14 protein-coding genes are annotated in these 22136 nt (G+C 72.5%); 8 read left to right on the forward strand and 6 right to left on the reverse strand.

Annotated features, from left to right (window positions below; all coding sequences use genetic code 11):
* The first annotated feature begins 109 nt into the window (after positions 1–109).
* Positions 110–592, forward strand: a complete 483-nt coding sequence (locus RT282_RS15080; protein ID WP_312302330.1) for an Lrp/AsnC family transcriptional regulator — start codon at positions 110–112, stop codon at positions 590–592.
* Between the two features lie 63 nt (positions 593–655).
* Here the strand turns inward: RT282_RS15080 and RT282_RS15085 are convergent, their stop codons facing one another.
* Together RT282_RS15085 and RT282_RS15090 are read right to left on the reverse strand one after the other, a co-directional pair.
* Positions 656–2614 (reverse strand): DUF3482 domain-containing protein, encoded by a 1959-nt coding sequence (locus RT282_RS15085; protein ID WP_313315587.1) that lies wholly within the window; start codon positions 2612–2614, stop codon positions 656–658.
* 90 nt (positions 2615–2704) lie between these two features.
* Positions 2705–3850: a murein transglycosylase A gene (locus RT282_RS15090; protein WP_409519497.1), complete on the reverse strand. Its 1146-nt coding sequence runs from the start codon at positions 3848–3850 to the stop codon at positions 2705–2707.
* 117 nt (positions 3851–3967) lie between these two features.
* Between RT282_RS15090 and RT282_RS15095 the strand changes: the two genes are divergently transcribed.
* Together RT282_RS15095 and RT282_RS15100 are read left to right on the forward strand one after the other, a co-directional pair.
* Positions 3968–4108, forward strand: a complete 141-nt coding sequence (locus RT282_RS15095; protein ID WP_313315724.1) for a hypothetical protein — start codon at positions 3968–3970, stop codon at positions 4106–4108.
* 197 nt (positions 4109–4305) lie between these two features.
* Positions 4306–4956, forward strand: coding sequence for an OmpA family protein (locus tag RT282_RS15100; RefSeq protein ID WP_312302335.1), 651 nt, complete (start codon positions 4306–4308; stop codon positions 4954–4956).
* Positions 4957–5121: 165 nt separating this feature from the next.
* Here the strand turns inward: RT282_RS15100 and RT282_RS15105 are convergent, their stop codons facing one another.
* From RT282_RS15105 to RT282_RS15120, 4 genes are read right to left on the reverse strand one after another with little or no spacing between them, the layout of a single operon-like run.
* Entirely contained in the window at positions 5122–5769 is a 648-nt protein-coding gene (locus RT282_RS15105; protein WP_312302338.1) for a response regulator transcription factor, read from the reverse strand.
* A gap of 8 nt (positions 5770–5777) precedes the next feature.
* Positions 5778–7820 (reverse strand): ATP-binding protein, encoded by a 2043-nt coding sequence (locus RT282_RS15110; RefSeq protein WP_313315591.1) that lies wholly within the window; start codon positions 7818–7820, stop codon positions 5778–5780.
* Positions 7817–8632 carry a carbon-nitrogen hydrolase family protein gene (locus RT282_RS15115; RefSeq protein WP_312757448.1) on the reverse strand — a complete coding sequence of 272 codons (816 nt, stop codon included), beginning with the start codon at positions 8630–8632 and terminating at the stop codon, positions 7817–7819. The genes RT282_RS15110 and RT282_RS15115 overlap by 4 nt, the downstream gene beginning before the upstream one ends.
* Positions 8629–12702, reverse strand: coding sequence for a YhdP family protein (locus RT282_RS15120; protein ID WP_313315595.1), 4074 nt, complete (start codon positions 12700–12702; stop codon positions 8629–8631). Before RT282_RS15120 ends, RT282_RS15115 begins: the two co-directional genes overlap by 4 nt.
* Before the next feature lie 74 nt (positions 12703–12776).
* On the opposite strand from RT282_RS15120, the gene glnE reads away from it, so the two are divergent.
* The 5 genes from glnE (at position 12777) to RT282_RS15145 (ending at position 22096) form a co-directional block, all read left to right on the forward strand.
* Entirely contained in the window at positions 12777–15509 is a 2733-nt protein-coding gene (glnE, locus tag RT282_RS15125; RefSeq protein WP_313315599.1) for a bifunctional [glutamate--ammonia ligase]-adenylyl-L-tyrosine phosphorylase/[glutamate--ammonia-ligase] adenylyltransferase, read from the forward strand.
* A 148-nt stretch (positions 15510–15657) separates the two neighbouring features.
* Entirely contained in the window at positions 15658–16377 is a 720-nt protein-coding gene (locus RT282_RS15130; RefSeq protein WP_313315602.1) for a CerR family C-terminal domain-containing protein, read from the forward strand.
* The gene (locus RT282_RS15135) at positions 16374–17774 is read left to right on the forward strand and encodes an efflux transporter outer membrane subunit (protein WP_313315605.1); all 1401 of its coding nucleotides are present in this window, start codon (positions 16374–16376) and stop codon (positions 17772–17774) included. Before RT282_RS15130 ends, RT282_RS15135 begins: the two co-directional genes overlap by 4 nt.
* Before the next feature lie 50 nt (positions 17775–17824).
* On the forward strand, positions 17825–18991 hold the full coding sequence (locus RT282_RS15140; protein ID WP_313315608.1) for an efflux RND transporter periplasmic adaptor subunit: 1167 nt from the start codon (positions 17825–17827) through the stop codon (positions 18989–18991).
* Between the two features lie 9 nt (positions 18992–19000).
* Positions 19001–22096, forward strand: coding sequence for an efflux RND transporter permease subunit (locus tag RT282_RS15145; protein WP_313315611.1), 3096 nt, complete (start codon positions 19001–19003; stop codon positions 22094–22096).
* Positions 22097–22136 lie beyond the last annotated feature (40 nt).

The raw sequence follows: 22136 nt of genomic DNA on the forward strand, positions 1-22136 counted from the left end.
CGATCGGCCATGAGAAGGGCAGTGTATGCGCGGCGGGCAGATATGTCTTTGCGTTCTTTGCCGCGTTAACCCTGATGCAAGAAAGATTCTTTCTAAAAACAATGAAAAAATGGAAACACTGGATCGCTACGACATTGCTATCCTGCAGGAGCTGCAGCAGGAGGCGCGCCTCACGAACACCGAGCTGGCCCAGCGCGTGGGCCTGTCGGCCGCGCCGTGCTGGCGGCGCGTGCGTGCGCTGGAGGAGGCCGGCTACATTCGCGGCTACCGCGCCGAGATCGACCGCCACAAGATCGGTCTGGGCGTGCTGGCCTTCGTGCGGCTGGACGCGGAGCGCAGCCGCGGCGACCTGACCCGCGCCATGGAGGAGGCCATTGCCCGCATCCCCGAGGTGGTGTCGTGCCACTACATCAGCGGCACGGGCACCTTCGAGCTGCAGGTGGTGGCGCGCGACCTGGACAGTTTTTCGCAGTTCGCCCGCACCGTGCTGCTGAACCTGCCCAACGTGAAGGACATGCACACCAGCTTCTCGCTGGGCGAGGTCAAGGCCGGCGGGGCGCTGCCGCTGGCGCACCTGGGCGGCGCGCGCTGACTACCATTTTGATAGCTGCCAGCGCTTGATTGGAAAGGGTTTGAACCCGATTTGGCTGCATTTTCAGTGCGGCGGCAGACTGCGCCGCAGCACGCCGCGCAGCACGGTCTGCAGCAGCGCCTGCAGCGCGCCCTGATCGCCGCCGGGCTGCAGTGCTGCGTGCAGCGCGTCCCAGTGCGCGGCGATGGCGCCCGTGACCTCGGCGCGCCAGCGCCCGGCCAACAGCTCGCCCTGGGCGGGCGCCAAGCGGGCCTGGTGGGCACTGACCAGGTAGAGCAGGCAGGCCACCTCGGCCATGTGGCGCAGCACCTCGTCGCTTTCCTGCCTCTTCTTCAGACCGCGGCGCCCCCAGGCCGCGGCCGCGCCCAGCAGGGCGCCCAGGGCCGTGCCGGCGCCCAGCGTAATGCCGCCCAGGCCCAGGTCCAGCACCGCGCCGGCCTTGGCGCCGGCGGCCGCGCCGGCCGACGAGCCCAGCGCCACGAAGGCGCCGTCGCCCCAGCGCCCGGCGGCCTCGGCGTGCGGGGCGGGGCTTGCAGGCTCGGCCGGCGGCGTGTCCACCTGGCCGTGCAGGCGGCCCAGCGCGGCGGCCAGCTGGCGTAGCTGGTCGGGGTAGCGCTCGGCCTGCTCGGGCCGGGCGGCCAGCGCCGCGCCGGCGCGCAGGTGGCTGGCCAGCAAGGCCAGGGCCTGGGCAAAGCGGTCTTCGTTGTGGCGCTCCCAGGCCTGGCGCAGGCGCTGCAGGGCGTCCTGGTGCGCTGGCAGCAGGGGCGCCAGGCGGTCGAACAGCGCCGGCTCCAGCACCCAGCTGGCGGCCCAGTCGTCCCAGCGCAGGGCCGGCGAAGGCGCTTCCCGCCAGGCGGGCGGGCGCGGCGCCTGCGCATCGGCACCGGCCAGCACGGCGTCCACCGGCTGCTGGGCGGCGGCGCCCGCGGGCTCGGCCCAGTGCAGCCGGTCGCCTGCCGGGTCGCTGGCATCCTGGCCGGCCAGGATGGTCTGCAGCGCCTGTGTCTGGGGCGCGCTCAGGCCCACCAGGCCCAGCACCACATCGCGCGGCAGGCGCGCCGCCAGGCTCTGCAGGGCGCGGCCCCGCGGGTCCAGCGCCAGGCGGCGCGCCAGCTGCGCCTCGCGCCAGCGTGCCCAGGCGGCCAGCCCCAGCCGCGGCAGCACCACGACCAGGGCCAGCAGCCCGACGTACATCCACACCCAGCGCTGGCCGGCGGCGCCTTCGCCGGCGAAATTCTGCGTGGCCTGGATCTCCTGCAGCGAAAACGGCTCCAGGCCGAACAGCGCCGTCAGCGGCAAAAATAGCACGCGCACCAGGGCGTGCACCGCTCCGGCGTCCATGAAGGTGCTCTCCCAGCCGAACTGGTAGCGCACGACCAGGCCGCGCAGCAGCAGCGACAGGGCGATGCCGCCGGCCCAGGCGGCGGCCGAGAGGTGCAGCACGCGCGCCACGCGCTGCGTGAACAGGCCGCCGGTGTGGGCGAACCAGGGGCCGTAGAACTGCTCGCCCACCTGCGCCGCCAGCGCCCGCTGGCCGCCCTGGCGCGGTGTTCGCGCGCGTAGCCACCGGCGCAGCGCCAGCGCCCAGCGGGCCGGCGCGGTGCGTCTCAGGCCGGCGCGCACGGCCAGCAGCGCATAGGTGGCCAGGTTCCAGCCCAGCACGGCCAGCAGCGGCAGCGACAGCAGGTCCACGCGGTGGGCGTTGGCGATGCGGTCGGTGACCAGCCCCAGCAGCAGGGCGAGGGCCGGCAAGGCCCCGGCCAGCCAGGCCAGGCCGGTGCCGTGGTGCAGCGCGGCCACGCCGGGGCTGCGCTCCGCGGCGCGCTGCACCACGGCGCCGGCCCAGCCGGCGGCGACGTCGGCCGCGCCCACGCGCTGCACGCCGCGCCCGCGCGCCGCGGCGATGGCGCCGCGCAGCGCCTCCTGGCGCTCGGGCTCGGAGACCAGCACGCCCTGGCGGTCGGCGTGCTCGATGGCATCGGCCAGCAGCACGGTGCGCAGCAGGCGCTCGTCTACCTGCATGCGGCCTCACGCGGTGAGGGGCGGGCCGGGCGCTTCATATTTAATAGCTGCTCGCGCTTGCTACGTAAGGGCTAGAGGCCGATTCGGCCATTATCTGGGCCACAGGGCCCACAGCCGCAGGTTCTGTTTCAGCCTGCCGGCCACGTCGCCGGCCTGCTCGCCCCAGCCGGTGAAGAAGTCCGCGCGCACGGCGCCGACGATGGCGCTGCCCGTGTCCTGCGCCAGCACCAGGCGCGACAGCTGCGCCGTGGGCCCGCTGGAGGCCAGCCACACCGGCGTGCCGTAGGGGATGCTGAGGCGGTCCACGGCGATGGAGCGTCCGGGCGTGAGCGGCACGCCTTGCGCGCCGCGCGGGCCGAAGGCGGCGTCCAGCCCGTCCAGAGGCTCCTCGCGGAAGAACACGTAGCGCGGGTTGGACCACAGCATCTCCTGCACGCGCTGCGGGTTGGCCTGCGTCCAGGCGCTGATGCCCGGCCAGGTGGCGTCGCGCACCAGGCCCTGGTCCAGCAGCCAGCGGCCCACACTCTTGTAGGGCTGGTCGTTGGTGCCGGCAAAGGCCACGCGCACCATGCGTGTGCTGCCATCGGGCTCGCGCACGGCCAGCCGGCCCGAGCCCTGGATGTGCAGCACCATGGCCTGCACCGGGTCACGCACCCAGGCGATGGCCCGGCCGGCCAGCTGCGCGCGTGCCTCGGGCAGGGTGTCGATCTGCTGGCGCGTGTACCAGGGCCGGCGCGTGGCCAGGTCCGCCGGCGGGCGGTACAGGGGCACATCGAAGCCGTTGCCGGGCTGGCGCGCGGCCTCCAGGTAGGGCTCGAAGTAGCCGGTCAGTAGGCCGTCGGTGGCGCCCTCCAGCGACTCGACGCGGTAGGGCTGCAGGCGCTCGACCATCCAGGCGCGCTGCTCCTCGGCGCTGGCGATCGACAGCCGGCGCACGTCGCCGCACAGGGGGACGAAGGCCGGGGCCGGGCGCTCGCAGCTGCGCAGCCAGGCGTTCCAGGCCTCGTGCAGCGCGTCGGCGTCAAAGCCCGGCAGCTCGCTCCAGGCCACCGGCACCCAGCGGCTCTTGTTCGGGGCGGGCTGGCCGGTCAGCGGGCCGGTGGGAGCGGGTGCCGGCGCGGGCGTGGCGGCCGGCGGCGCGGCAGGCAGGGGCGCGCGCGTGGAGCAGGCGGCAAACAGGGCCGCGGCCAGCAGGGGGGCCAGCAGGCGCAGCAGGCGGGACGTTGACGTCGTCAAGAATTCAGCTCCGGTAGGATCGCCCGCTGGTGTGGCGCAGGCGTCGCTTTTCGTCTGGTTTGTTTGGTTGAGTCATTTCGCCCGGCGACGGGCTCGGGTCGAGACATGGGGCTGATTTTGCTTGAAGCACTGCTGGCGTTGGCAATCCTGCTGGCCATCGTGTGGTGGACGATGTTTTCCGGCAGAAAGGGCGGAGAGCTGCACGTGCCGCCACCCGAGGACGACAAGCCTCCTTCGCCCGAGGCACCGCGCGACTGAACGAAAGAAGAAAGCAGGCGGCGGCGAGACTTGGGGTAAGGCCGCTTGACAGTTGTTTGCGCCGCCGGCTGGCGTGCTGTCCGCCGTCCTACAGAACACGCTTCCCAGGCTGGTTACGCTCCCCGAGCGGGTCTGCGGCACGGGCTCCTGAAGCCGCGCCGCCCCCTCAGTGTCTTCCACGCGAAAAGGAGCTTCCCATGCGCAAACCTCTCCTCGTCGCCAGCCTGTCGCTGGCCCTGTTCGCCGTCGGCTGTGCCGACATGTCCATGACCGACACCCAGCGCCGCACGGCCACGGGCGCTGGCGTGGGCGCCCTGGGCGGCGCCGCCATCGGCGCCGTGGCGGGCGGGCACGCCGGCAAGGGTGCAGTCATCGGCGCCGGCGTCGGCGCCCTGGGCAGCTACATCTGGTCGCAGCGCATGGAGCGCCAGCGCCAGGAGATGCAGGCAGCCACTCAGGGCACGGGCGTGACGGTGTCGCAGACGGCGGACAACCAGCTCAAGCTGGACATTCCCAGCGACATCTCGTTTGCCACCAACCGCTCGGACATCCAGCCCAACTTCCAGCCCATCCTGGAGCGCTTCGCTGCCGGCTTGCGCGACAACCCGAATGCCGAGGTGCGCATCGTCGGCCACACCGACTCCACGGGCACGGACGCCATCAACAATCCGCTGTCGGTAGATCGCGCCACCAGCACCCGCAACTACCTGACGGCACGCGGCGTGAGCGGTGCCCGCATCCAGGTGGAAGGCCGCGGCTCGCGCGAGCCCATCGCCAGCAACGACACGGCCGAAGGCCGCTCGCGCAACCGCCGCGTGGAGATCTACGTGGGCGAGCGCCAGGGCTGAGCCAAGTGTGCTGCCACGCAACTAACTACCCATGACATCGTGCCTTCGTACCCAGGGCGGCGTTGCCAATTCTCGCGATAGCTACAGCTATCGCTGCGGCTTGCGCCTTGCCCTGAGTGCGAATCCCTCGATCTCATTTCGTGCAGCTATCTGCGAGGCAGCACCCTAGCCCCCCGGCGACGCGCGCAGCAGGTTCGCCAGTTCCACCGCCGAGCGGACCTGCATCTTGTCGAACACGCGCGCGCGGTGCACCTCCACCGTGCGCACGCTGATGGACAGCTGGTCGGCGATCAGCTTGTTGGGCAGGCCCTCCACCACCAGGCGCATGACCTCGCGCTCGCGCTCGGTCAGTTCACTCTGGCGCTGGGTCAGCAGGCCGCGTTCGCGCTCGGCCTGCAGGTGGCCGGCCGAGCTGGCCAGGGCCGCCTGGATACGGTCCACCAGCTGGTTGTCAGAGAAGGGTTTTTCGCAGAAGTCGAAAGCGCCGCGCTTGACGCTGCTCACCGCCGTTGGCACATCTGCGTGGCCGGTCAGGAAGATCACCGGTATGGCGGCGGTGTCGCCGCGCTCGACCATCCGGTCGAACAGCGCCAGACCGCTCATGCCCGGCATGCGCACGTCCAGCAACAGGCAGGCGGCGTGGCGCTGGGGCAGGCCGCGCTCGGCCTGCAGGGCCAGCATGGCTTCGAACTCCTCGGCACTGGCAAACGGCTCGCTCAGCACCCGACGCGAACGCAGCAGCCACGCCAGGGCTTCGCGCACCTCGGCGTCATCGTCGACGATGTACACGGTGGCAGGGATTGCAGATTCCATCGATCGGTTCAGTTTGAAGGCCCCGACTGCCCGTCGCCAGGCAGCGTGAAGACAAATACCGTACCACGCGGCTGCCGCGCCAGCCAGGCCAGATGGCCGCCGTGCTGCTCGACCACCGTGCGGCACAGGCTCAGGCCGAGACCCATGCCTTCGGTGCGCGTGGTGTAGAAGGGCGTGAACAGGCGCGCGGCCACGTCCTCGGGGATGCCGCTGCCGTTGTCGGCCACGGAAAACTCCAGCCAGGGCCCGCCGGCAGGCGCACGGCGTACCTGCAGCTGCAGCAGCCGCGCGGCGGCGCCTTCCTGCTCGTCCATCGCCTGCATGGCATTGCGCGTCAGGTTCAGCAGCACTTGCTCGACCATGGTGCGGTCGCACAGGACGGGAGGCAGGCCGGGCGCGATCTCCACCGCCACCTGCACGGCCAGCTTGCGCGCCTGCAGGCGGATGATGGGCAGCACCGCATCCAGGAGCTCCTGGGCCGGAACCGTCTCACGCGTGTGTGGGCGCCGGCGCACAAAGTCGTGCACGCTTTTGATGACGCGCCCGGCGCGCTCCGCCTGGTGCGCGATGCGCTGCACGGCCACCTGCACCTCGTGCAGGTCATGGGCGTCGGGGGCGCTTCCGGGTAGCGGCGTCAGCAGGTTCAGCGAGCCGGTGGCATAGCTGGCGATGGCCGCCAGGGGCTGGTTCAGCTCGTGGCTGAGCAGTGAAGCCATCTCCCCCACGGTCGCCAGGCGGGCGGTGGCCTGCAGTCGTTCGTGCGTGGTGCGCGACAGCTCCTCGGCGCGCCGCTGCTCGCTCACGTCCAGGATGCAGCCCATCCAGCCGGTGTGCACGCCGTGGGCATTGATCAGCGGCGCCTCGTACACCATGACCGGGAAGCGCGAGCCGTCGCTGCGCACGAAAGACGTTTCGTAGCCGGCCGAGGACGGCCCCAGCCGCCCGGCCAGGCGCCGCTCCTGGCGCCCGCTGTATTCCTCCGTCAGCTCCGGCGGCCAGTAGGGCATGGGAGCGGCGCGGCCCACGAGCTCCGCAGCGGGAAAGCCCACCATGGCGCAGAACGCCGGGTTCACATAGGTGACGTGGCCGTGCAGGTCGCGTGCCCGCAGGCCCGTGACCAGCGAGTCCTCCATGGCCTTGCGAAAGGCCAGAGCCTCGGCCAGGTCGCGCTCGGCGCGCAGGCGCCGGCGGGTGTCGCGCACCAGCACCAACAGCACCGAGACCAGGGCGATCGACATGGCCGTGACCAGGGCGGTGAGCACGTTGGGAAACACGCTGGGCGCGGCGTGCCAGCCGTCCATGCGCAGCACCAGCGTGTTGCCCGGCAGGTCGAACAGCTGCTGCGCCGTGAACATGCGCGAACCGCGCCGCTGCGCCGCCACCCGTGCCAGCCGGGTACCGTCGGCTTCGGTGAAGGACACGCCCTGCGTGCGCTGCAGCTGGGGGCCCACCACATCGGCCAGCAGGGCCTGCAGAGAGTAGGTGCCCACCAGGTAGCCGCGCACGCGACCGGCCTCGACCAGCGGTGCGCACATCTCCATCAGCTCGGCGCCGGTGCCGCCGGGCAGCAAGTGGTAATAGCTGGCGGAGTACGACGGTGCCATGAGGCGGCGTGCATTGGCGCAGGCCATGGCGGCCTCGGAATGCGCGGTGTCCTGCTGCGTCGGTATGCCGGCCTCGGCCCGCACGCGCTGCTGCTCGTCGCGCCACTCCAGGCGCACCAGCTCGGGACGGCGGCTGAGCAACTCGTTGGCCTGGCCCTGCCAGGCCAGGATGCCGTCCGCGCCGCCGGGCAGGGCCAGCATGTCCTGCAGGTCGCGCGCCAGGGCGCGGCGCAGGTCGGCGGCCGCGTCCATGGCGTCGCGCTCCAGACGCTCCTGCACCTGGCTGGCCTCGTAGCGCCCCGCCAGCCACACCAGGGTGACCAGCACACCCGCCACCAGCGCGCCCAGCAGCACCCACAGCGACCAGCGCCGCCATGCGCCCAGCCAGCGCCGCGGCAGGCGGGCCCAGCCGGCGGGGCGGGCGCTGGAGGGTATGCCGGTGCTCACAGCACGCGGTGCGCCAGCGCGGGCAGCTGGGCGCGCACCTGGCGCAGCCGATCGGCGTCCAGCTGCGCCAGCACCACGCCCGGGCCCTCGGCCTGCAGCGCCATCACCTCGCCCCAGGGGTCCACGGCCATGCTGTGGCCCCAGGTGCGCCGGCCGTTCTCGTGCCGCCCGCCCTGTGCCGGAGCCAGTACGTAGGCCAGGTTTTCCACGGCGCGGGCGCGCAGCAGCACCTCCCAGTGCGCCTGGCCGGTGGTGTGGGTGAAGGCGCTGGGCACCAGCAGCAGCTGGGCGCCCGCCCGGGCATGGGCGCGGTACAGCTCGGCAAAGCGCAGGTCGTAGCAGACCGACAGCCCGACCTGCCAGGTGCCGGCGTCGCCCGCGTCCAGCGCCAGGCACACGGGCTGGCTGCCAGGGACGATGGTGCGGGCCTCGTCAAAGGCCTCGCGGCCGTTGTCGAAGCGAAAAAGATGGATCTTGTCGTAGCGCGCCACGCACTCGCCCAGCGGCGAATACACCAGTGAGCTGTTGTAGACGCGTCCCGGCTCAGCGCTGGCCAGCGGCAGCGTGCCGCCCACGATCCACAGCGACAGCTCGCGCGCGGCCCGGGCCAGGAACTGCTGCACCGGCCCGTCACCGAAGGCCTCGCAGCGCGTGAGCTTGTCGGTCTCGGCCAGGCCCATGCCGCTCCAGTATTCAGGCAGGGCGGCCAGTTGCGCGCCGGCGCGTGCGGCCTGCTCCAGCAGGGCGCGGGCGCGCCACAGGTTGTCCTGCACCTGCGCGCCGGAGACCATCTGAATGGCAGCCACTTTCATTGCTTGTCCTTTCCTTGCGCCTCGGGCGTGGTTGCGGCTCCCTGTGCGGGCACATCGGCACCGGCGCGGCCGCGTGGCAGGCGTTGCACGCGCGGCTCGGCCCAGGTGCCGTCGATGTGGAACTCCTGCGTGGCCGCCTGCATCAGCGGCCCGCGCAGGAAGACCTGCGCCAGGAAGCTGCTCAGCCCGATGACCGGGTTGATGGCGGTTGCCACCAGCGAGGCCGTCATGGCGTTGATCTCCGGCACCACCACCACGTGCAGGTCCTGCGTCTCGTGCTCCATGTCGGCGCTGCCTTCCATCAGCACGGCGGCGTTCACGCCCTTCATCTGCAGGTTGTTGGTGGCCGCCACGCCCTGCTCGATCTTCACATCGCCGCGCACGAAGTCGAAGGCGAAACCCTCGCTGAACACGTCGCGGAAGTCCAGCGTCAGGCGCCGCGGCAGCGACTGCAGGCTGAGCACCGACAGCAGCTTGGCCAGGCCCGGGTCGGCCTTCAGGAACTGGCCGGCCTGCATGTCCACGTGCATCTGCCCGGACATGGAACGCCAGTCCGGCGCCAGCGGCGGGCCCAGCCAGGCCACCTGGCCGTCGATGCGCCCCTTGCCCCGGCGCAGCACGCCGTCCATGCCGAAGCGCGCCAGCAGCGCGCCAGAGTCGCGGATGTCCAGTGCGAAGTTCATGGCCGTGCGGCGCCCGTGCGAGCCGGCCAGCAGCGCCCAGTTGCCGCTGGAGGTCAGCACCGCCTCGGGCGTGGCCAGGTTGAAGCGCGCCAGGCGCCACTCGCGCTGGCTGCCCTCGGCCGAGCGGTTGCGCGCCTCGATCTCCAGGCGCCCCAGGCGGCGTCCGCGCAGCTCGAAGTCCTGCACCACGATGTCCAGGGCCGGCAGCGTCTGCGGCTGCTCGGCGTCGGACAGCAGCGCGTCTATCTGCTCGGGCGGCGCCTCGGGCAGGGCCAGCCGCGCCAGCCGGGCGTGGACCAGACCGGGGCCGGTAGCCTCCGCGCCGCCGGGGCGGTATTCCACGTAGCCATTCAGCTCGGTCGCATCCACGTTGGCGCGCCACACCGCGCCCTGGCGCGAGGCGCCGGCGACCACGGCGTGCAGCGTGCGCCCACCGGCCGTCAGGGCGGCGGCGCGCAGGCCCAGCGAGGTGGGCAGATAGTCCTGCAGCACTTCTGTCGGTGCTGTCGTCGCCGCTGCGCCGCCGCCGGCGGGCGCGTTCGGCTGCAGCAGGGCCAGCCAGGCATCGGCGTCCAGCTGGCCGAACACCGCATTGGCCACCACGCCGCTGGCCGGCATGGCCGGTGGCTCGCGCGCGGCCTCGCCCACTGCCAGGGCGCCGCGCAGCACGCGGGCGTCGCCCGCCTCATCCAGCGCGCGTACCCACGACAGCCGGGCCAGCTCGCCCAGTTCCACCAGCAGCTCGTCCTGCAGCGGTGCGCTCGGGGAGGCAGCCGCCTCGCGTGTGAGCCGGCGCTCCACGCGCAGTGGCAACGGGGCCTGCGCCGCCTTGGCCAGGGGCGCGGGCGCCTGCAGCGCCAGGCCGGTCAGGTCGCTGCTGACCAGCAGCTCGGCCACGCCGCGGCGCACGCCCACCGTGAGGGTGTAGGGCGTACTGCCGCTGGCGTGGCCCGCCAGCTGGGTCAGGGTGTCCCACAGGCCTGCCGTGCGCAGGCCCTCTGCCGTGGCCGTGCCCTGGGCGCGCACACGCACCTGGGGCGGTGCGCCGGGGGCGGTGCGCATGCCGCCCTCCAGGCTGACGTCGCCACCCAGCGCGTAGCCTTGCACGCCCGCCAGCGTGAAGCCGCTTTCGGTGAACTGCACGGCGCCGCGGGCGCCGCTGACCGTGGGCGCCTCGGGCACGAAGCGCACATCGTTGCCCGCCAGCTGCACGCTGCCGCGCACGGTGGACTGGGCCAGCTCGGCCACCGGCAGGTTGAGTTTGAGTCTGAGTTCGGCCGCGCCCGTGGCGCTGGCCGCGTCCAGCGCGCCGTGGGTCAGCTCGGCCACGTGCGATGTGCGCACCAGCGCCAGCATGTCCGCCAGCGTGCCGTTCACTTGGCCGTCGACCTCCACGACCGGGTGCTCCAGGTCGGCGATGCGCGCGCGCGTGGGCTGCAGGCGCAGCCGCGGCGCGCCGGCCAGGCTGCCCGTGGCGCCCTGCACGGTCATGGTGGCGCGTTCGAAGATCAGCTCGCCGGCCAGTCCCGACAGCGCCGGCCAGGGCTTGTCGCCGGCGTGCAGCAAGCTGGCGGGCACGTAGGCGTATTCCACGTCCTTGACGTGGGCGCTGATGCGGAACTCGCCCGGCCCGCCGTGGGCGTAGGGAAATTCGTGCAGGTTGCCCTTAACGCGGAACTGCACCCGGTTTGCACTGCCACGGGTGACGGCATCGCGCACGTAGTGGCGCGCGCTGGCGGGCACGGCCAGCGGCAGGTAGCGGTGCACGCGCGTGCCGTCGGCGCGGCTGAGCGTGCCGGTCAGCTCCAGCACACCGGGAAAGCGCGAGCCGCCGCCGGCGTCCGCCGTGTGCCAGGACAGGCGCGCCTGCCCTTCGGCATCGGCGTTGGCAAAGCGCACGTCGCCCGTCTGCACGGCGATGCGCTGGCCTTCGACCTGCCAGTGCACGGTGGCGGCCAGGCGCTGCACGGGCACCACGGGCTCCTCGAACACGCCGGGCAGGGCCAGGTGGCCGTCATGGAGGGACAGCGTGGCCTGGCCGCCCGCCTGGGTCAGATCCACCTGCACGTCGGCGCCGGCCAGGCCGGCCACGCCGCGCGGGCCGCCGCGTGCGGCCAGGGCCAGGCCGCGCACCTGGGCGCGGGCCTGGTATTCGCTCGGCGCGTCCAGCGGGCCGCGCCAGCGCGCCGACAGGCCGTCCACCTGGCCCTGCGGCGCATAGGTGTCCAGCGCCGTGTGCACGGCCGGGCCCAGCGGCAGGCGGGCGGCGATTTGCGACAGTGCCGCCAGGTCGAGCCGGTCGGCGCGCAGCTCGCCCTCGCTGTCCTTGCCGCGGTCCAGGTGGCGCACCAGCACCCGGCCGCCGGGCCAGCGCAGGCCGGACTCGGTGGTGAATTCCAGACCGTCTGCGACGAACTCGAAGCCGCCGTCCAGCCGCCGCCCGCCGGCGCGCCCACGCACGCTGCGCAGCGCCAGCGGTTCCAGATCGCTGCCCAGGGTGGCCTGCACCTCGGACAGCGCCATGTCCACCGTGCCGCCCACCAGCTGGCCTCGGCGCACGTCGCCCCAGGCGCGCACGGCGCCGGCGCCGCTCGCCACGGACAGGGCGACCAGGTCCACATGGCGGTGCAGGCGCGAGACGTCGGCCCGCGGGAAGTGCGCGTACAGCTGCCCGCTCCACTGCTGCCACTGGCCGGGATGCGTGCTCAGCAGGGGCTGGCGGAACTGTCCGCGCAGCGTGAAGCGCTCGCCCCACTCGGGCGCAGGTGTGGCATCCAGGCGCACGGCGTGGCGCCAGCCGCTGCGGCGGATCACCAGGTCCACCTGAGTCAGGGCCAGGGGCTCTGCGCCGCGCAGCTCGTCCGAGTAGCGCAGCGTGCCGCCGCGGATGGCCACCTCGGGCTGGGAGAAAAGCCAGTCGGCGGCGCGGCTGTCCGGCTCGCCCTGGCCGCGAAAACCCAAGCCGGCGATGAACACCTGCCCGTCGGCGGCGCGGCGGATGTCCAGCTCGGGTGCGTCGATGTAGATCTGCTCGAAGCCGAAGCGCAGCAGCGAGCGTGGCGACAGCGCCACCACCACGCGCGGCAGGAGCAGGCCGGCGCGGCCCTCGCCGTCCAGCAGCGTCACGCCGCTCAGCTCCACGGTGGGAAAGATGCCGCCGCTTTCCGCGGCGATGGCGGCAATGCGCACCGGCACCCCCAGGGCCCGCGTGGCCTGCTCCTGCAGCTGCGGGCGCAGGCTGTCGATACGCGGCACAATCCAGCCATGCAAGGCTGCCCAGGCAGCCCCCAGGACGAGCCAGAACGCCACCGTCAGGCCCAGCGCCCACCGTGCGCAGCCCGCCATGAATCTCAACAGGCGGGAAGGATGGGCAGGCAACTCTGTCATTGGCGGGCGCAAACGGTGGCAGGAATTATGACCCGCCCCCTGCAGCCTGAAGCGCCGCTATAGCCGTTCGTTCCATGCCCCTGTCCTCCGCCCTGGCACTGCCCCATCCCCTGTCGCTGCATTCACGCTTTTGCCAACGGCTGGAGCGCCGCTACGAGACCCTGCTGGAGCTGCTGCCCCCCGGCGTGCCCACGCGCGAGGCCATGGAGGCCACCTGCGACGCGCTGCTGGCCCGCGGCCACGACCTGGGCGCCGCCCTGCGCATCCTGCGCCAGCTGGTCATGCACCGCCTCGTGGTGCTGGACTGCGACCAGGGCGCGCCGCTGGCAGACATCACCACCCCCGTGACCTGCCTGGCCGAGCTGGCCCTGGACCGCGCCAGCCGCCACGCCTGCGCCCAGCTCACGGCGCTGCACGGTGCGCCGCGCACCTGCGACGGCGGCGAGGCGATGCTGTGGATCATCGGCATGGGCAAGCTGGGCGCGCGCGAGCTCAACGTCTCCAGCGACATCGACCTGGTCTATGTCTATGAATGCGACGGCGAGACCGAGGGCATCGAAGGCGGACGCGGCAAGATCTCGCACCACGAATACTTCGCCCGAGCCGCCCGCTCCCTGTACGCCCTGGTGGGCGAAGCCACCGAGCACGGCTTCGTCTTCCGCGTCGATCTGGCCCTGCGGCCCAACGGCAACTCCGGCCCGCCGGTGTGCTCGCTGGCCGCGCTGGAGGAATACCTGCTGCTGCAGGGCCGCGAATGGGAGCGCTTCGCCTGGCTGAAAAGCCGCGTGGTGGCGCCGCGCGCGGCCATCGCCTCGCCGGGCGTGCAGGCCCTGCGCGAGGTGGTGCTGCCCTTCGTCTTTCGCCGCTACCTGGACTACGGCGTGTTCGACGCCCTGCGCGCGCTGCACCGCCAGATCCGCGAGCACGCGCTGCGCCGCGCCAGCGGCCACCCCGAGCGCGCCAACGACGTGAAGCTCTCGCGCGGCGGCATCCGCGAGCTGGAGTTCACCGTGCAGCTCTTGCAGGTGGTGCGCGGCGGGCAGTTTCCCGAGCTGCGCCGTCGCCCGACGCTGGAGGCGCTGGAGCGCCTGGCGCGCGCCGGCCTCATGCCCCAGGAGACGGCGCAGCAGCTGGCCGTGGCCTATACCTTCCTGCGCCGGGTGGAGCACCGCATCCAGTACCTGGACGACCAGCAGACCCACGTGCTGCCCACGCGCGACGACGACCTGGCCTGGATCGCCGCCACCATGGGCCTGTCCTGCTGCGACTTCCTGCGCGAGCTGGACGGCCACCGCGAACTGGTGGCCCAGGAGTTCGACCGCCTGCTGGGCGGCCCCGAGAAAAAGCAGTGCGGCGGCGGCGCCTGCCCCGGCCCGCGCGCCGGCAACGGCGTGGCCGCGGCGCCCGATCTGGAGGCACTGGCGGTGCAGCTGCCGCCGGCGCTGGCCACGCGTGTGCAGGGCTGGCGCATCCACCCGCGCGTGCAGGGCCTGCGCGAGCAGGCGCGCTCGCGCCTGGTGCGCGTGGTGCAGCGCACCGGCCAGTGGCTGGCCGAGGGCCTGGTGAGCGAAGACGCCGCCGTGCGCCTGCTGGACTGGCTGGAGCCGCTGCTGCGCCGCGAGAGCTACCTGGCCCTGCTGCTGGAGCGCCCGGCCGTGCACGAACACCTCTTGCACCTGCTGGGCGCAGCGCGCTGGCCGGCGCGCTATATGATGCTGCACCCCGGCGTGATCGATGAGCTGGCCGGCGGCGCCATCCTGAACGAGCGCTTCGTGCCCGAAGACTTCGAGCGCGAGCTGGGCCTGCGCCTGGCCGCCCTGCAATCAACCGGCGAGGACGACGACGAGAACCTGCTGGACCTGCTGCGCCGCGCGCACCACGCCGAGGTCTTCCGCACCCTGGCGCGCGACGTGGAAGGGCGCATCACGGTGGAGCAGGTGGCCGACGACCTGTCGCTGCTGGCCGACAGCGTGCTGCGCGTGACCAGCCGCTGGTGCTGGCAGCGCCTGAAGAACCGCCACCGGGACGAGCCGCAATTCGCCATCATCGGCTACGGCAAGCTGGGCGGAAAAGAGCTGGGCTACGGCAGCGACCTGGACATCGTCTTCGTTTTCGACGACGACGACGACCGCGCCCCCGAGGTCTACGCCGCCTTCGTGCGCAAGCTCATCAACTGGCTGGCCGTGAAGACCAGCGAGGGCGACCTGTTCGAGATCGACACCGAACTGCGCCCGAACGGCAACTCCGGCCTGCTGGTGACCAGCTTCCAGGCCTATGCCGACTACCAGCAGCAGCGCGGCAGCAACACCGCCTGGACCTGGGAGCACCAGGCCATGACGCGCGCCCGCTTCGTGCTGGGCGCGCCGGGCCTGGGCGAGCGCTTTGACGCCGTACGCCAGGCCGTCATCACCGCGCCGCGCGACCGGGCCAGCCTGGCCGGCGAGATCACCGCCATGCGCGAGCGCCTGCGCGGCGCACACGCCGCGGGGCCCGACTGGTTCGACGTCAAGCACAGCGCCGGCGGCATGCTGGATGTGGAATTCGCCGTGCAATACCTGGTGCTGGCCCACTCCAGCGCCCACCCCGGGCTGCAGGACAACAAGGGCAACATCGCCCTACTGCAGCGCGCGGAAGAAGCGGGCTTGCTGCCCGCCGGCGTGGGCCGGGCCGCGGCCGACGCCTACCGCACGCTGCGCCAGGTGCAGCACCGCGCGCGCCTGAACGAAGAGCCCACGCGCGTGCCCGCCGACGCCCTGGCGGACGAGCGCGCGGCCGTGCTGGCGCTGTGGCGTGCCGTTTTCGGCTAAAGCGGCTGCACTCTTTTTTTGATAGCTGCCAGCGCTTGCTACATAAGCGCTAGAGGCCTATTTTGTTCATAATTTTCGCGAGCGCCAAACGTGTAGCGTCACGTAAAAATCAAACAAACGTTTGATTCGCGTGCTGTAATGCGCGGCGATGCCTTCCGCTCCGCTGCTGCCCCCCGCCTGCCCCATCTGCCCCGAGGCCGGGCCGCCGCCCGCGCGCACGCGGCTGCTGCTGGCCGCGCTCAAGCTGTTTGCCGACCGCGGCTACGCCAAGACCTCCATCCGCGCCATCGCCGCCGAGGCGCAGACCAACGTCGCCGCCGTGAGCTACTACTTCGGCGACAAGGCGGCGCTGTACGCCGCGCTGTTCACCGACCCCTTCGGCTCGCTGGCCGCGCTGGTGCCGGACTTCACCCGGCCCGGCCTGTCCCTGCGCGTGGCGCTGCGGCGCTTCTTCCAGGGCTCGCTGGCGCCCCTGCACCACGGCGAATTCGCACGCCAGGTGGTGCGGCTGCACATCCGCGAGATGCTGGAACCCAGCGAGCAGTGGGAGCGCGAGCTGGAAAAGGACGTGCGCGGCCCCAACGAGGCCATGGCCCAGCTGCTGTGCCGCCACCTGGGGCTGCAGCAGCCCGACGACGACATGCACCGCCTGGCGCTTACCGTCACCGGCCTGGCCTTCCAGCTGTGGAGCCACCAGGAGGTGGTGCTGGCCATCCAGCCGCAGCTGCTGGCCTCGCCCGAGGCGGTGGACCTGTGGGCCGAGCGCCTGACCGACTACGCCCTGGCCATGGTGGCCACCGAGCGCCGGCGGCGCCGAGCGCTCGCCGCATCCTCTTCTTCTGCTCCTAACCCGTCCAGCCCCTTATGAAGCTGTCCCAGCCCCTGCGGCGCGCCGCCGCGCTCGCCGTCCTGCCCCTTGTGCTTGCCGCCTGCTCCATCACGCGCCCGCCGGCGCAGGTCCAGGCGAGCGTGCCGGCCGGCTGGCAGGCGCCGCTGCCCCACGGCGGCAGCGTGCAGCAGCTGGGCCAGTGGTGGCAGGGCCGGCTGGACGACCCGCTGCTGGCCGCCCTGATCGCCGACGCCCAGGCGCTCAGCCCCGACGTGGCCCAGGCCGCCTCGCAGCTGTCCCAGGCGCGCGCCCAGCAGGTGGCGGCGCGCTCGGGCCTGCTGCCGCAGCTGGACGGGCAGGCCACTGCCAGCCGCGGCTTCAACCAGCAGGTGGGCGGCCTGGCCAGTACCGCGCAGGCGGGCCTGCAGGCGGGCTGGGAGATCGACCTGTTCGGCGGCAACGCCGCGCAGTGGGACGCCGCGCGCCAGCGCACCGAAGGCGCCCAGGCCCAGTGGCACGAGGCGCGCGTCTCGGTGGCCGCCGAGGTGGCGCAGCAATACACCGGCTGGCACTACTGCATGCGCCAGCTGAGCGTGGCCGAGGCCGATGCGCGCTCGCGCGGCGAGACCGCCCGCCTGTCGCAGGAGAGCGAGCGCGCCGGCTTCACCGCCCCGGCCACCGCCGCCCTGGCCACGGCCAGCCACGCCGACGCGCTGGCCCGTGCCGCCCAGCAGCGGCTGCAGTGCGAGATCGGCGTGAAGACCCTGGTGGCGCTGACCGGCCGCGACGAGCCCGCGCTGCGCCAGCAGCTGGCCGCCGCGCCGGCCCTGCAGCCCCAGGGGGAGCTGTTCGCCATCGACAGCCTGCCGGCGCAGGTGCTGGCCCAGCGCCCGGACATCTACGCCGCCGAGCGCGAGGTGGCCGCCGCCAGCGCCGAGGTCGGCGCCGCCGAGGCCGACCGCTACCCGCGCCTGCAGCTCACCGGCTCCATCGGCCGCGGCTGGGTCAAGACCGGCGGGGCCAGCGTGACCAGCAACACCTGGTCCATCGGCCCGCTGGCGCTGAGCGTGCCGATCTTCGACGCCGGCCGGCGCGCCGCCCAGGTGGACGCTGCCCAGGCCCGCTACGAGGCGGCCGCCAGCCGCTACCGCGCCGCCGCCCGCGGCGCCGTGGCCGAGGTCGAGCAGGCCCTGGCCCGCCTGGCCAGCACGGCCGAGCGCAGCTGCGCCGCCCGACGCGCCGCCGAGGGCTACCGCCAGTCCTTCCAGGCCACGCAGGCGCGCTGGTCGGCGGGCCTGGCCAGCCTGGTGGAGCTGGAGGACGCGCGGCGCACCCAGCTGGCCTCCGAGACGGCGCTGGTGGCGCTGGAGCAAGAGCGCATGGCCGCCTGGATCGCGCTGTACCGCGCCGCCGGCGGCGGCTGGCGCCGCTCCTGACCCGCACAGCTTTCATCGCCCATTTCTTTCGCACACCGCACTTATCTTCCATGCAGCGTCCCAAGAAACTTCATCTCCTGGCCGCCCTGGCCGTGCTCGTGCTGCTGGGTGGCGCCTTCGCGCTGTCCCAGCGCGGCAAGGGCGAGGCCGCGCCGGCGACCGCCGCCGCGCCCGCACCCGTACGCCCGGCGCTCACCGTGACCACCGTGCAGCCGCAGAGCGTTGCCGTGACCGAGCGGCTGTCGGCCAACGGCAGCATCGCCGCCTGGCAGGAAGCCAGCGTGGGCGCCGAGGCCAATGGCCTGCGCCTGACCGAGGTGCGCGTGAACGTGGGCGACAGCGTGCGCGCCGGCCAGGTGCTGGCCACCTTCGCCCCCGAGACGGTGCGGGCCGAGGCCGCCCAGGCGCGCGCCAGCTTGGCTGAGGCACGCGCCGCCGCCGCCGAGGCCCAGGCCAACGCCGGCCGGGCGCAGACGCTGGCCCAGTCGGGCGCCCTGAGCCAGCAGCAGATCCAGCAGTACGCCACCGCTGCCCAGACGGCCCAGGCCCGGGTCGAGGCCGCGCAGGCCCTGCTGGACGTGCAGCAGTTGCGCCTGAAGCACACCCAGGTGCTGGCCCCCGACAGCGGCGTGATCTCCGCCCGCACGGCCACCGTGGGCGCGGTGGTGGGTGCCGGCACCGAGCTGTTTCGCCTGGTGCGCCGCGGCCGCCTGGAGTGGCGCGCCGAGGTCGGCGCCGCCGACCTGCCGCGCATTCGCCCCGGCATGACGGCCGAGGTAGTGGCCGCCAGCGGCGCCAGCGTGCAGGGCACGGTGCGCATGCTGGCGCCCACGGTGGACCCGACCACGCGCAACGCCATCGTCTACGTGGACCTGCCCCCGCACCCGGACCTGCGCGCCGGCGTGTATGCGCGCGGCGACTTTTTGCTGGGCCAGCGCCAGGGCCTGACGGTGCCGCTGGGCGCGGTGGTGGTGCGCGACGGTTTTTCCAACGTCTTCGAAGTGGTCGAGGGCAGCCGCGTGGCCCTGCGCCGCGTGCGCACCGGCGAGCGCAGCGGCGGCCGCGTGGAAGTGCTGGAAGGCCTGGCCGCTGGCGCGCACATCGTGCCGCAGGGCGGTGTCTTCCTGAATGACGGCGACCTGGTGCGCGTGGTCGACGGTTCTGAGCCAAATCAGGCTCCAGCGCCCGCCAGTCAAGCGCAAGCAGCTAGCAATTAAGGAGCGGTCATGAACCTCTCAGCCTGGTCGATCCGCAACCCCATCCCGGCGGCGATGCTGTTCGTGCTGCTCACGCTGGGCGGCCTGATGGGGTTCCGCGCCATGAAGGTGCAGAACTTCCCCGACATGGATCTGCCCATCGTCATCGTCACTGCCGCGCTGCCCGGCGCGGCGCCGGGGCAGCTCGAATCCGACGTGGCGCGCAAGATCGAGAACGCCATCGCCACCACGCAGGGTCTGAAGCACATCACCACCACGCTGGTCGACGGCATGGCCTCGATCGCTGCCGAGTTCGAGCTGGAAAAGCCCGTGCAGGAGGCGGTGGACGATGTGCGCTCGGCCGTCTCGCGCGTGCGCTCGGACCTGCCGGCCGACTTGCGCGACCCCATCGTCACCAAGTTCGAGTTCACCTCACAGCCAATCGCGGCATTCGCCATCGCCTCCAGCCGCATGGACGACGAGTCGCTGTCGTGGTTCATCGACGACACGCTCACCCGGCGCCTGCTCACCGTACCTGGCGTGGGCGCCATCACCCGCGTGGGCGGGGTGACGCGCGAGGTGCGGGTGGAGCTGGATCCCTTGAAGCTGCAGGCGCTGGGCACCACGGCGGCCGACGTCTCGCGCCAGCTGCGCCAGGTGCAGCTGGAGAGCGCCGGCGGCCGCGCCGAGCTGGCCGGGGCCGAGCAGCCGCTGCGCACCCTGGCCACCGTGCAGACGGCCGATGAGCTGGCGCGGCTGGACATCGCCCTGCCCAGTGGGCGCCACGTGCGCCTGGACCAGGTGGCCAGCGTGACCGACACCGTGGCCGAGCCGCGTACCGCCGCGCTGCTGGATGGCAAGCCGGTCATCGGCTTCGAGGTCACGCGCAGCCGCGGCGCCAGCGAGGTGGAGGTGGGCGCCGGCGTGCAAAAGGCGCTGGACGAGATTCAGGCCGCCCACCCCGATCTGTCGCTCACCCGCACGGTGGATTTCGTGCAGATCGCCCAGGACGAGTACGACAGCTCCATGCGGCTGCTGTACGAAGGCGCCATCCTGGCCGTGGTGGTGGTCTGGCTGTTCCTGCGCGACTGGCGGGCCACAATAGTCTCGGCCGTGGCGCTGCCGCTGTCGGTGATCCCGGCCTTCATCGGCATGCACCTGCTGGGCTTTTCCATCAACATCATCACGCTCCTCGCGCTGTCGCTGGTGGTGGGCATCCTGGTGGACGACGCCATCGTCGAGGTGGAGAACATCGTGCGCCACCTGCGCATGGGCAAGTCGCCCTACCAGGCGGCCATGGAGGCGGCCGACGAGATCGGCCTGGCGGTGATTGCCACCACCTTCACGCTGATCGCGGTGTTCCTGCCCACGGCCTTCATGAGCGGCATCGCCGGGCGTTTCTTCAAGCAGTTCGGCTGGACGGCGGCGCTGGCCGTGTTCGCCTCGCTGGTGGTGGCGCGCCTGCTCACGCCCATGATGGCCGCCTACATCCTGAAGCCCCTGGCCGACCAGGAGCGCGAGCCGCGCTGGCTGGCCACCTACATGCGCGCGTCGGCCTGGTGCATTCGCCACCGCGTGCTGACGCTGATCGGGGCACTGCTGTTCTTCGTCGGCTCCATCGCGCTCATTCCGCTGCTGCCCTCGGGCTTCATCCCGGCGGACGACAACGCGCAGACCCAGGTCACGCTGGAGCTGCCGCCCGGCACCCGGCTGGAGGACACGCGCGCCGTGGCCCTGTTGGCGGCCGAGCGGGCCATGGCCGTGGGCCACATCGAGAGCATCTACACCACCATCGGCGCCGGTTCCGCCGGGGCCGATCCGGCGTCGAGCAGCGCGGCATCGGCCGACCCGCGCATCGCCACGCTCACGCTGCGCATGGCACCGCGCGGCGAGCGCCCGCGCAAGCAGGTCATCGAGCAGGGCCTGCGCGACGCCATGCAGGGCGTGCCCGGCGTGCGCGTCAAGGTCGGCCTGGGCGGCTCCAACGACAAGTACGTCGTGGCGCTGGCCAGCGAGGACCCGCAGGCGCTGGCCAGCAGCGCCCGCGCGGTGGAGCGGGAGCTGCGTGCCATCCCCGGCATCGGCGGCATCAGTTCCACGGCCAGCCTGGTGCGCCCGGAGATCGCCGTGCGCCCGGACTTCGCCCGCGCCGCCGATCTGGGCGTCACCTCGCAGGCGATCGCCGAGACGCTGCGCGTGGCCACCATGGGCGACTACGAGCAGTACCTGCCCAAGCTGAACCTGGCGCAGCGCCAGATACCCATCGTGGTGCGCCTGCAGGATGCGGCGCGCGAGGACCTGTCGGTGCTGGAGCGCCTGGCGGTGCCCGGCAGCCGCGGCCCGGTGCGCCTGGGCGAGATCGCCACGCTGGAGCTGGCGGGCGGGCCGGCCGTCATCCGCCGCTACGACCGCTCGCGCAACGTGAACTTCGAGATCGAACTGGGCTCGCGCGGCCTGGGCGAGGTGACCGAGGCGGTGCACAACCTGGCCGCCGTCAAGGGCCTGCCGGCCAGCGTGCGCCTGATCGACGTGGGCGACGCGGAGATGATGGGCGAGCTGTTCGCCAGCTTCGGCCTGGCCATGCTGACCGGCGTGGTCTGCATCTACATCGTGCTGGTGCTGCTGTTCAAGGACTTTTTGCAGCCGGTGACCATCCTGATGGCGCTGCCGCTGTCGCTGGGCGGGGCCTTCGTGGCGCTGCTGGCGGCCAGCCAGAGCTTTTCCATGCCGTCGCTCATCGGACTGATCATGCTGATGGGCATCGCCACCAAGAACTCCATCTTGCTGGTGGAGTACGCCATCATGGCCCGGCGCGAGCGCGGCATGACGCGGCTGCAGGCCCTGCTGGACGCCTGCCACAAGCGCGCCCGGCCCATCATCATGACCACCCTGGCCATGGGCGCCGGCATGCTGCCCATCGCCCTGGGGCTGGGCGGGGCGGACATGAGTTTTCGCTCGCCCATGGCGGTGGCGGTGATCGGCGGGCTCATCACCTCCACCGTGCTCAGCCTGCTGGTGGTGCCGGCGGTGTTCACCTACATCGACGACCTGGAGCAGTGGCTGATGCACACCGTGCTGCGCCGCCCGCGTCCGGAGCCCCCCGCCGCACAGGCGGCGGCCGGATAACCCTGCGCCCCTCCAGGAGGTTGGCCGGCACGCCTTGCAG

This window comes from Pulveribacter sp. (assembly GCF_032079985.1).
Taxonomy (GTDB): Bacteria; Pseudomonadota; Gammaproteobacteria; order Burkholderiales; family Burkholderiaceae_C; genus Melaminivora.

Excerpts from the sequence above, each read along its gene's own strand:
- RT282_RS15080 (WP_312302330.1), top strand. The coding sequence starts at position 110 with ATGGAAACACTGGATCGCTACGACATTGCTATCCTGCAGGAGCTGCAG.
- RT282_RS15085 (WP_313315587.1), bottom strand. The coding sequence starts at position 2,614 with ATGCAGGTAGACGAGCGCCTGCTGCGCACCGTGCTGCTGGCCGATGCC.
- RT282_RS15100 (WP_312302335.1), top strand. The coding sequence starts at position 4,306 with ATGCGCAAACCTCTCCTCGTCGCCAGCCTGTCGCTGGCCCTGTTCGCC.
- RT282_RS15105 (WP_312302338.1), bottom strand. The coding sequence starts at position 5,769 with ATGGAATCTGCAATCCCTGCCACCGTGTACATCGTCGACGATGACGCC.
- RT282_RS15115 (WP_312757448.1), bottom strand. The coding sequence starts at position 8,632 with ATGAAAGTGGCTGCCATTCAGATGGTCTCCGGCGCGCAGGTGCAGGAC.
- RT282_RS15120 (WP_313315595.1), bottom strand. The coding sequence starts at position 12,702 with ATGACAGAGTTGCCTGCCCATCCTTCCCGCCTGTTGAGATTCATGGCG.
- glnE (WP_313315599.1), top strand. The coding sequence starts at position 12,777 with ATGCCCCTGTCCTCCGCCCTGGCACTGCCCCATCCCCTGTCGCTGCAT.
- RT282_RS15130 (WP_313315602.1), top strand. The coding sequence starts at position 15,658 with ATGCCTTCCGCTCCGCTGCTGCCCCCCGCCTGCCCCATCTGCCCCGAG.
- RT282_RS15135 (WP_313315605.1), top strand. The coding sequence starts at position 16,374 with ATGAAGCTGTCCCAGCCCCTGCGGCGCGCCGCCGCGCTCGCCGTCCTG.
- RT282_RS15140 (WP_313315608.1), top strand. The coding sequence starts at position 17,825 with ATGCAGCGTCCCAAGAAACTTCATCTCCTGGCCGCCCTGGCCGTGCTC.
- RT282_RS15145 (WP_313315611.1), top strand. The coding sequence starts at position 19,001 with ATGAACCTCTCAGCCTGGTCGATCCGCAACCCCATCCCGGCGGCGATG.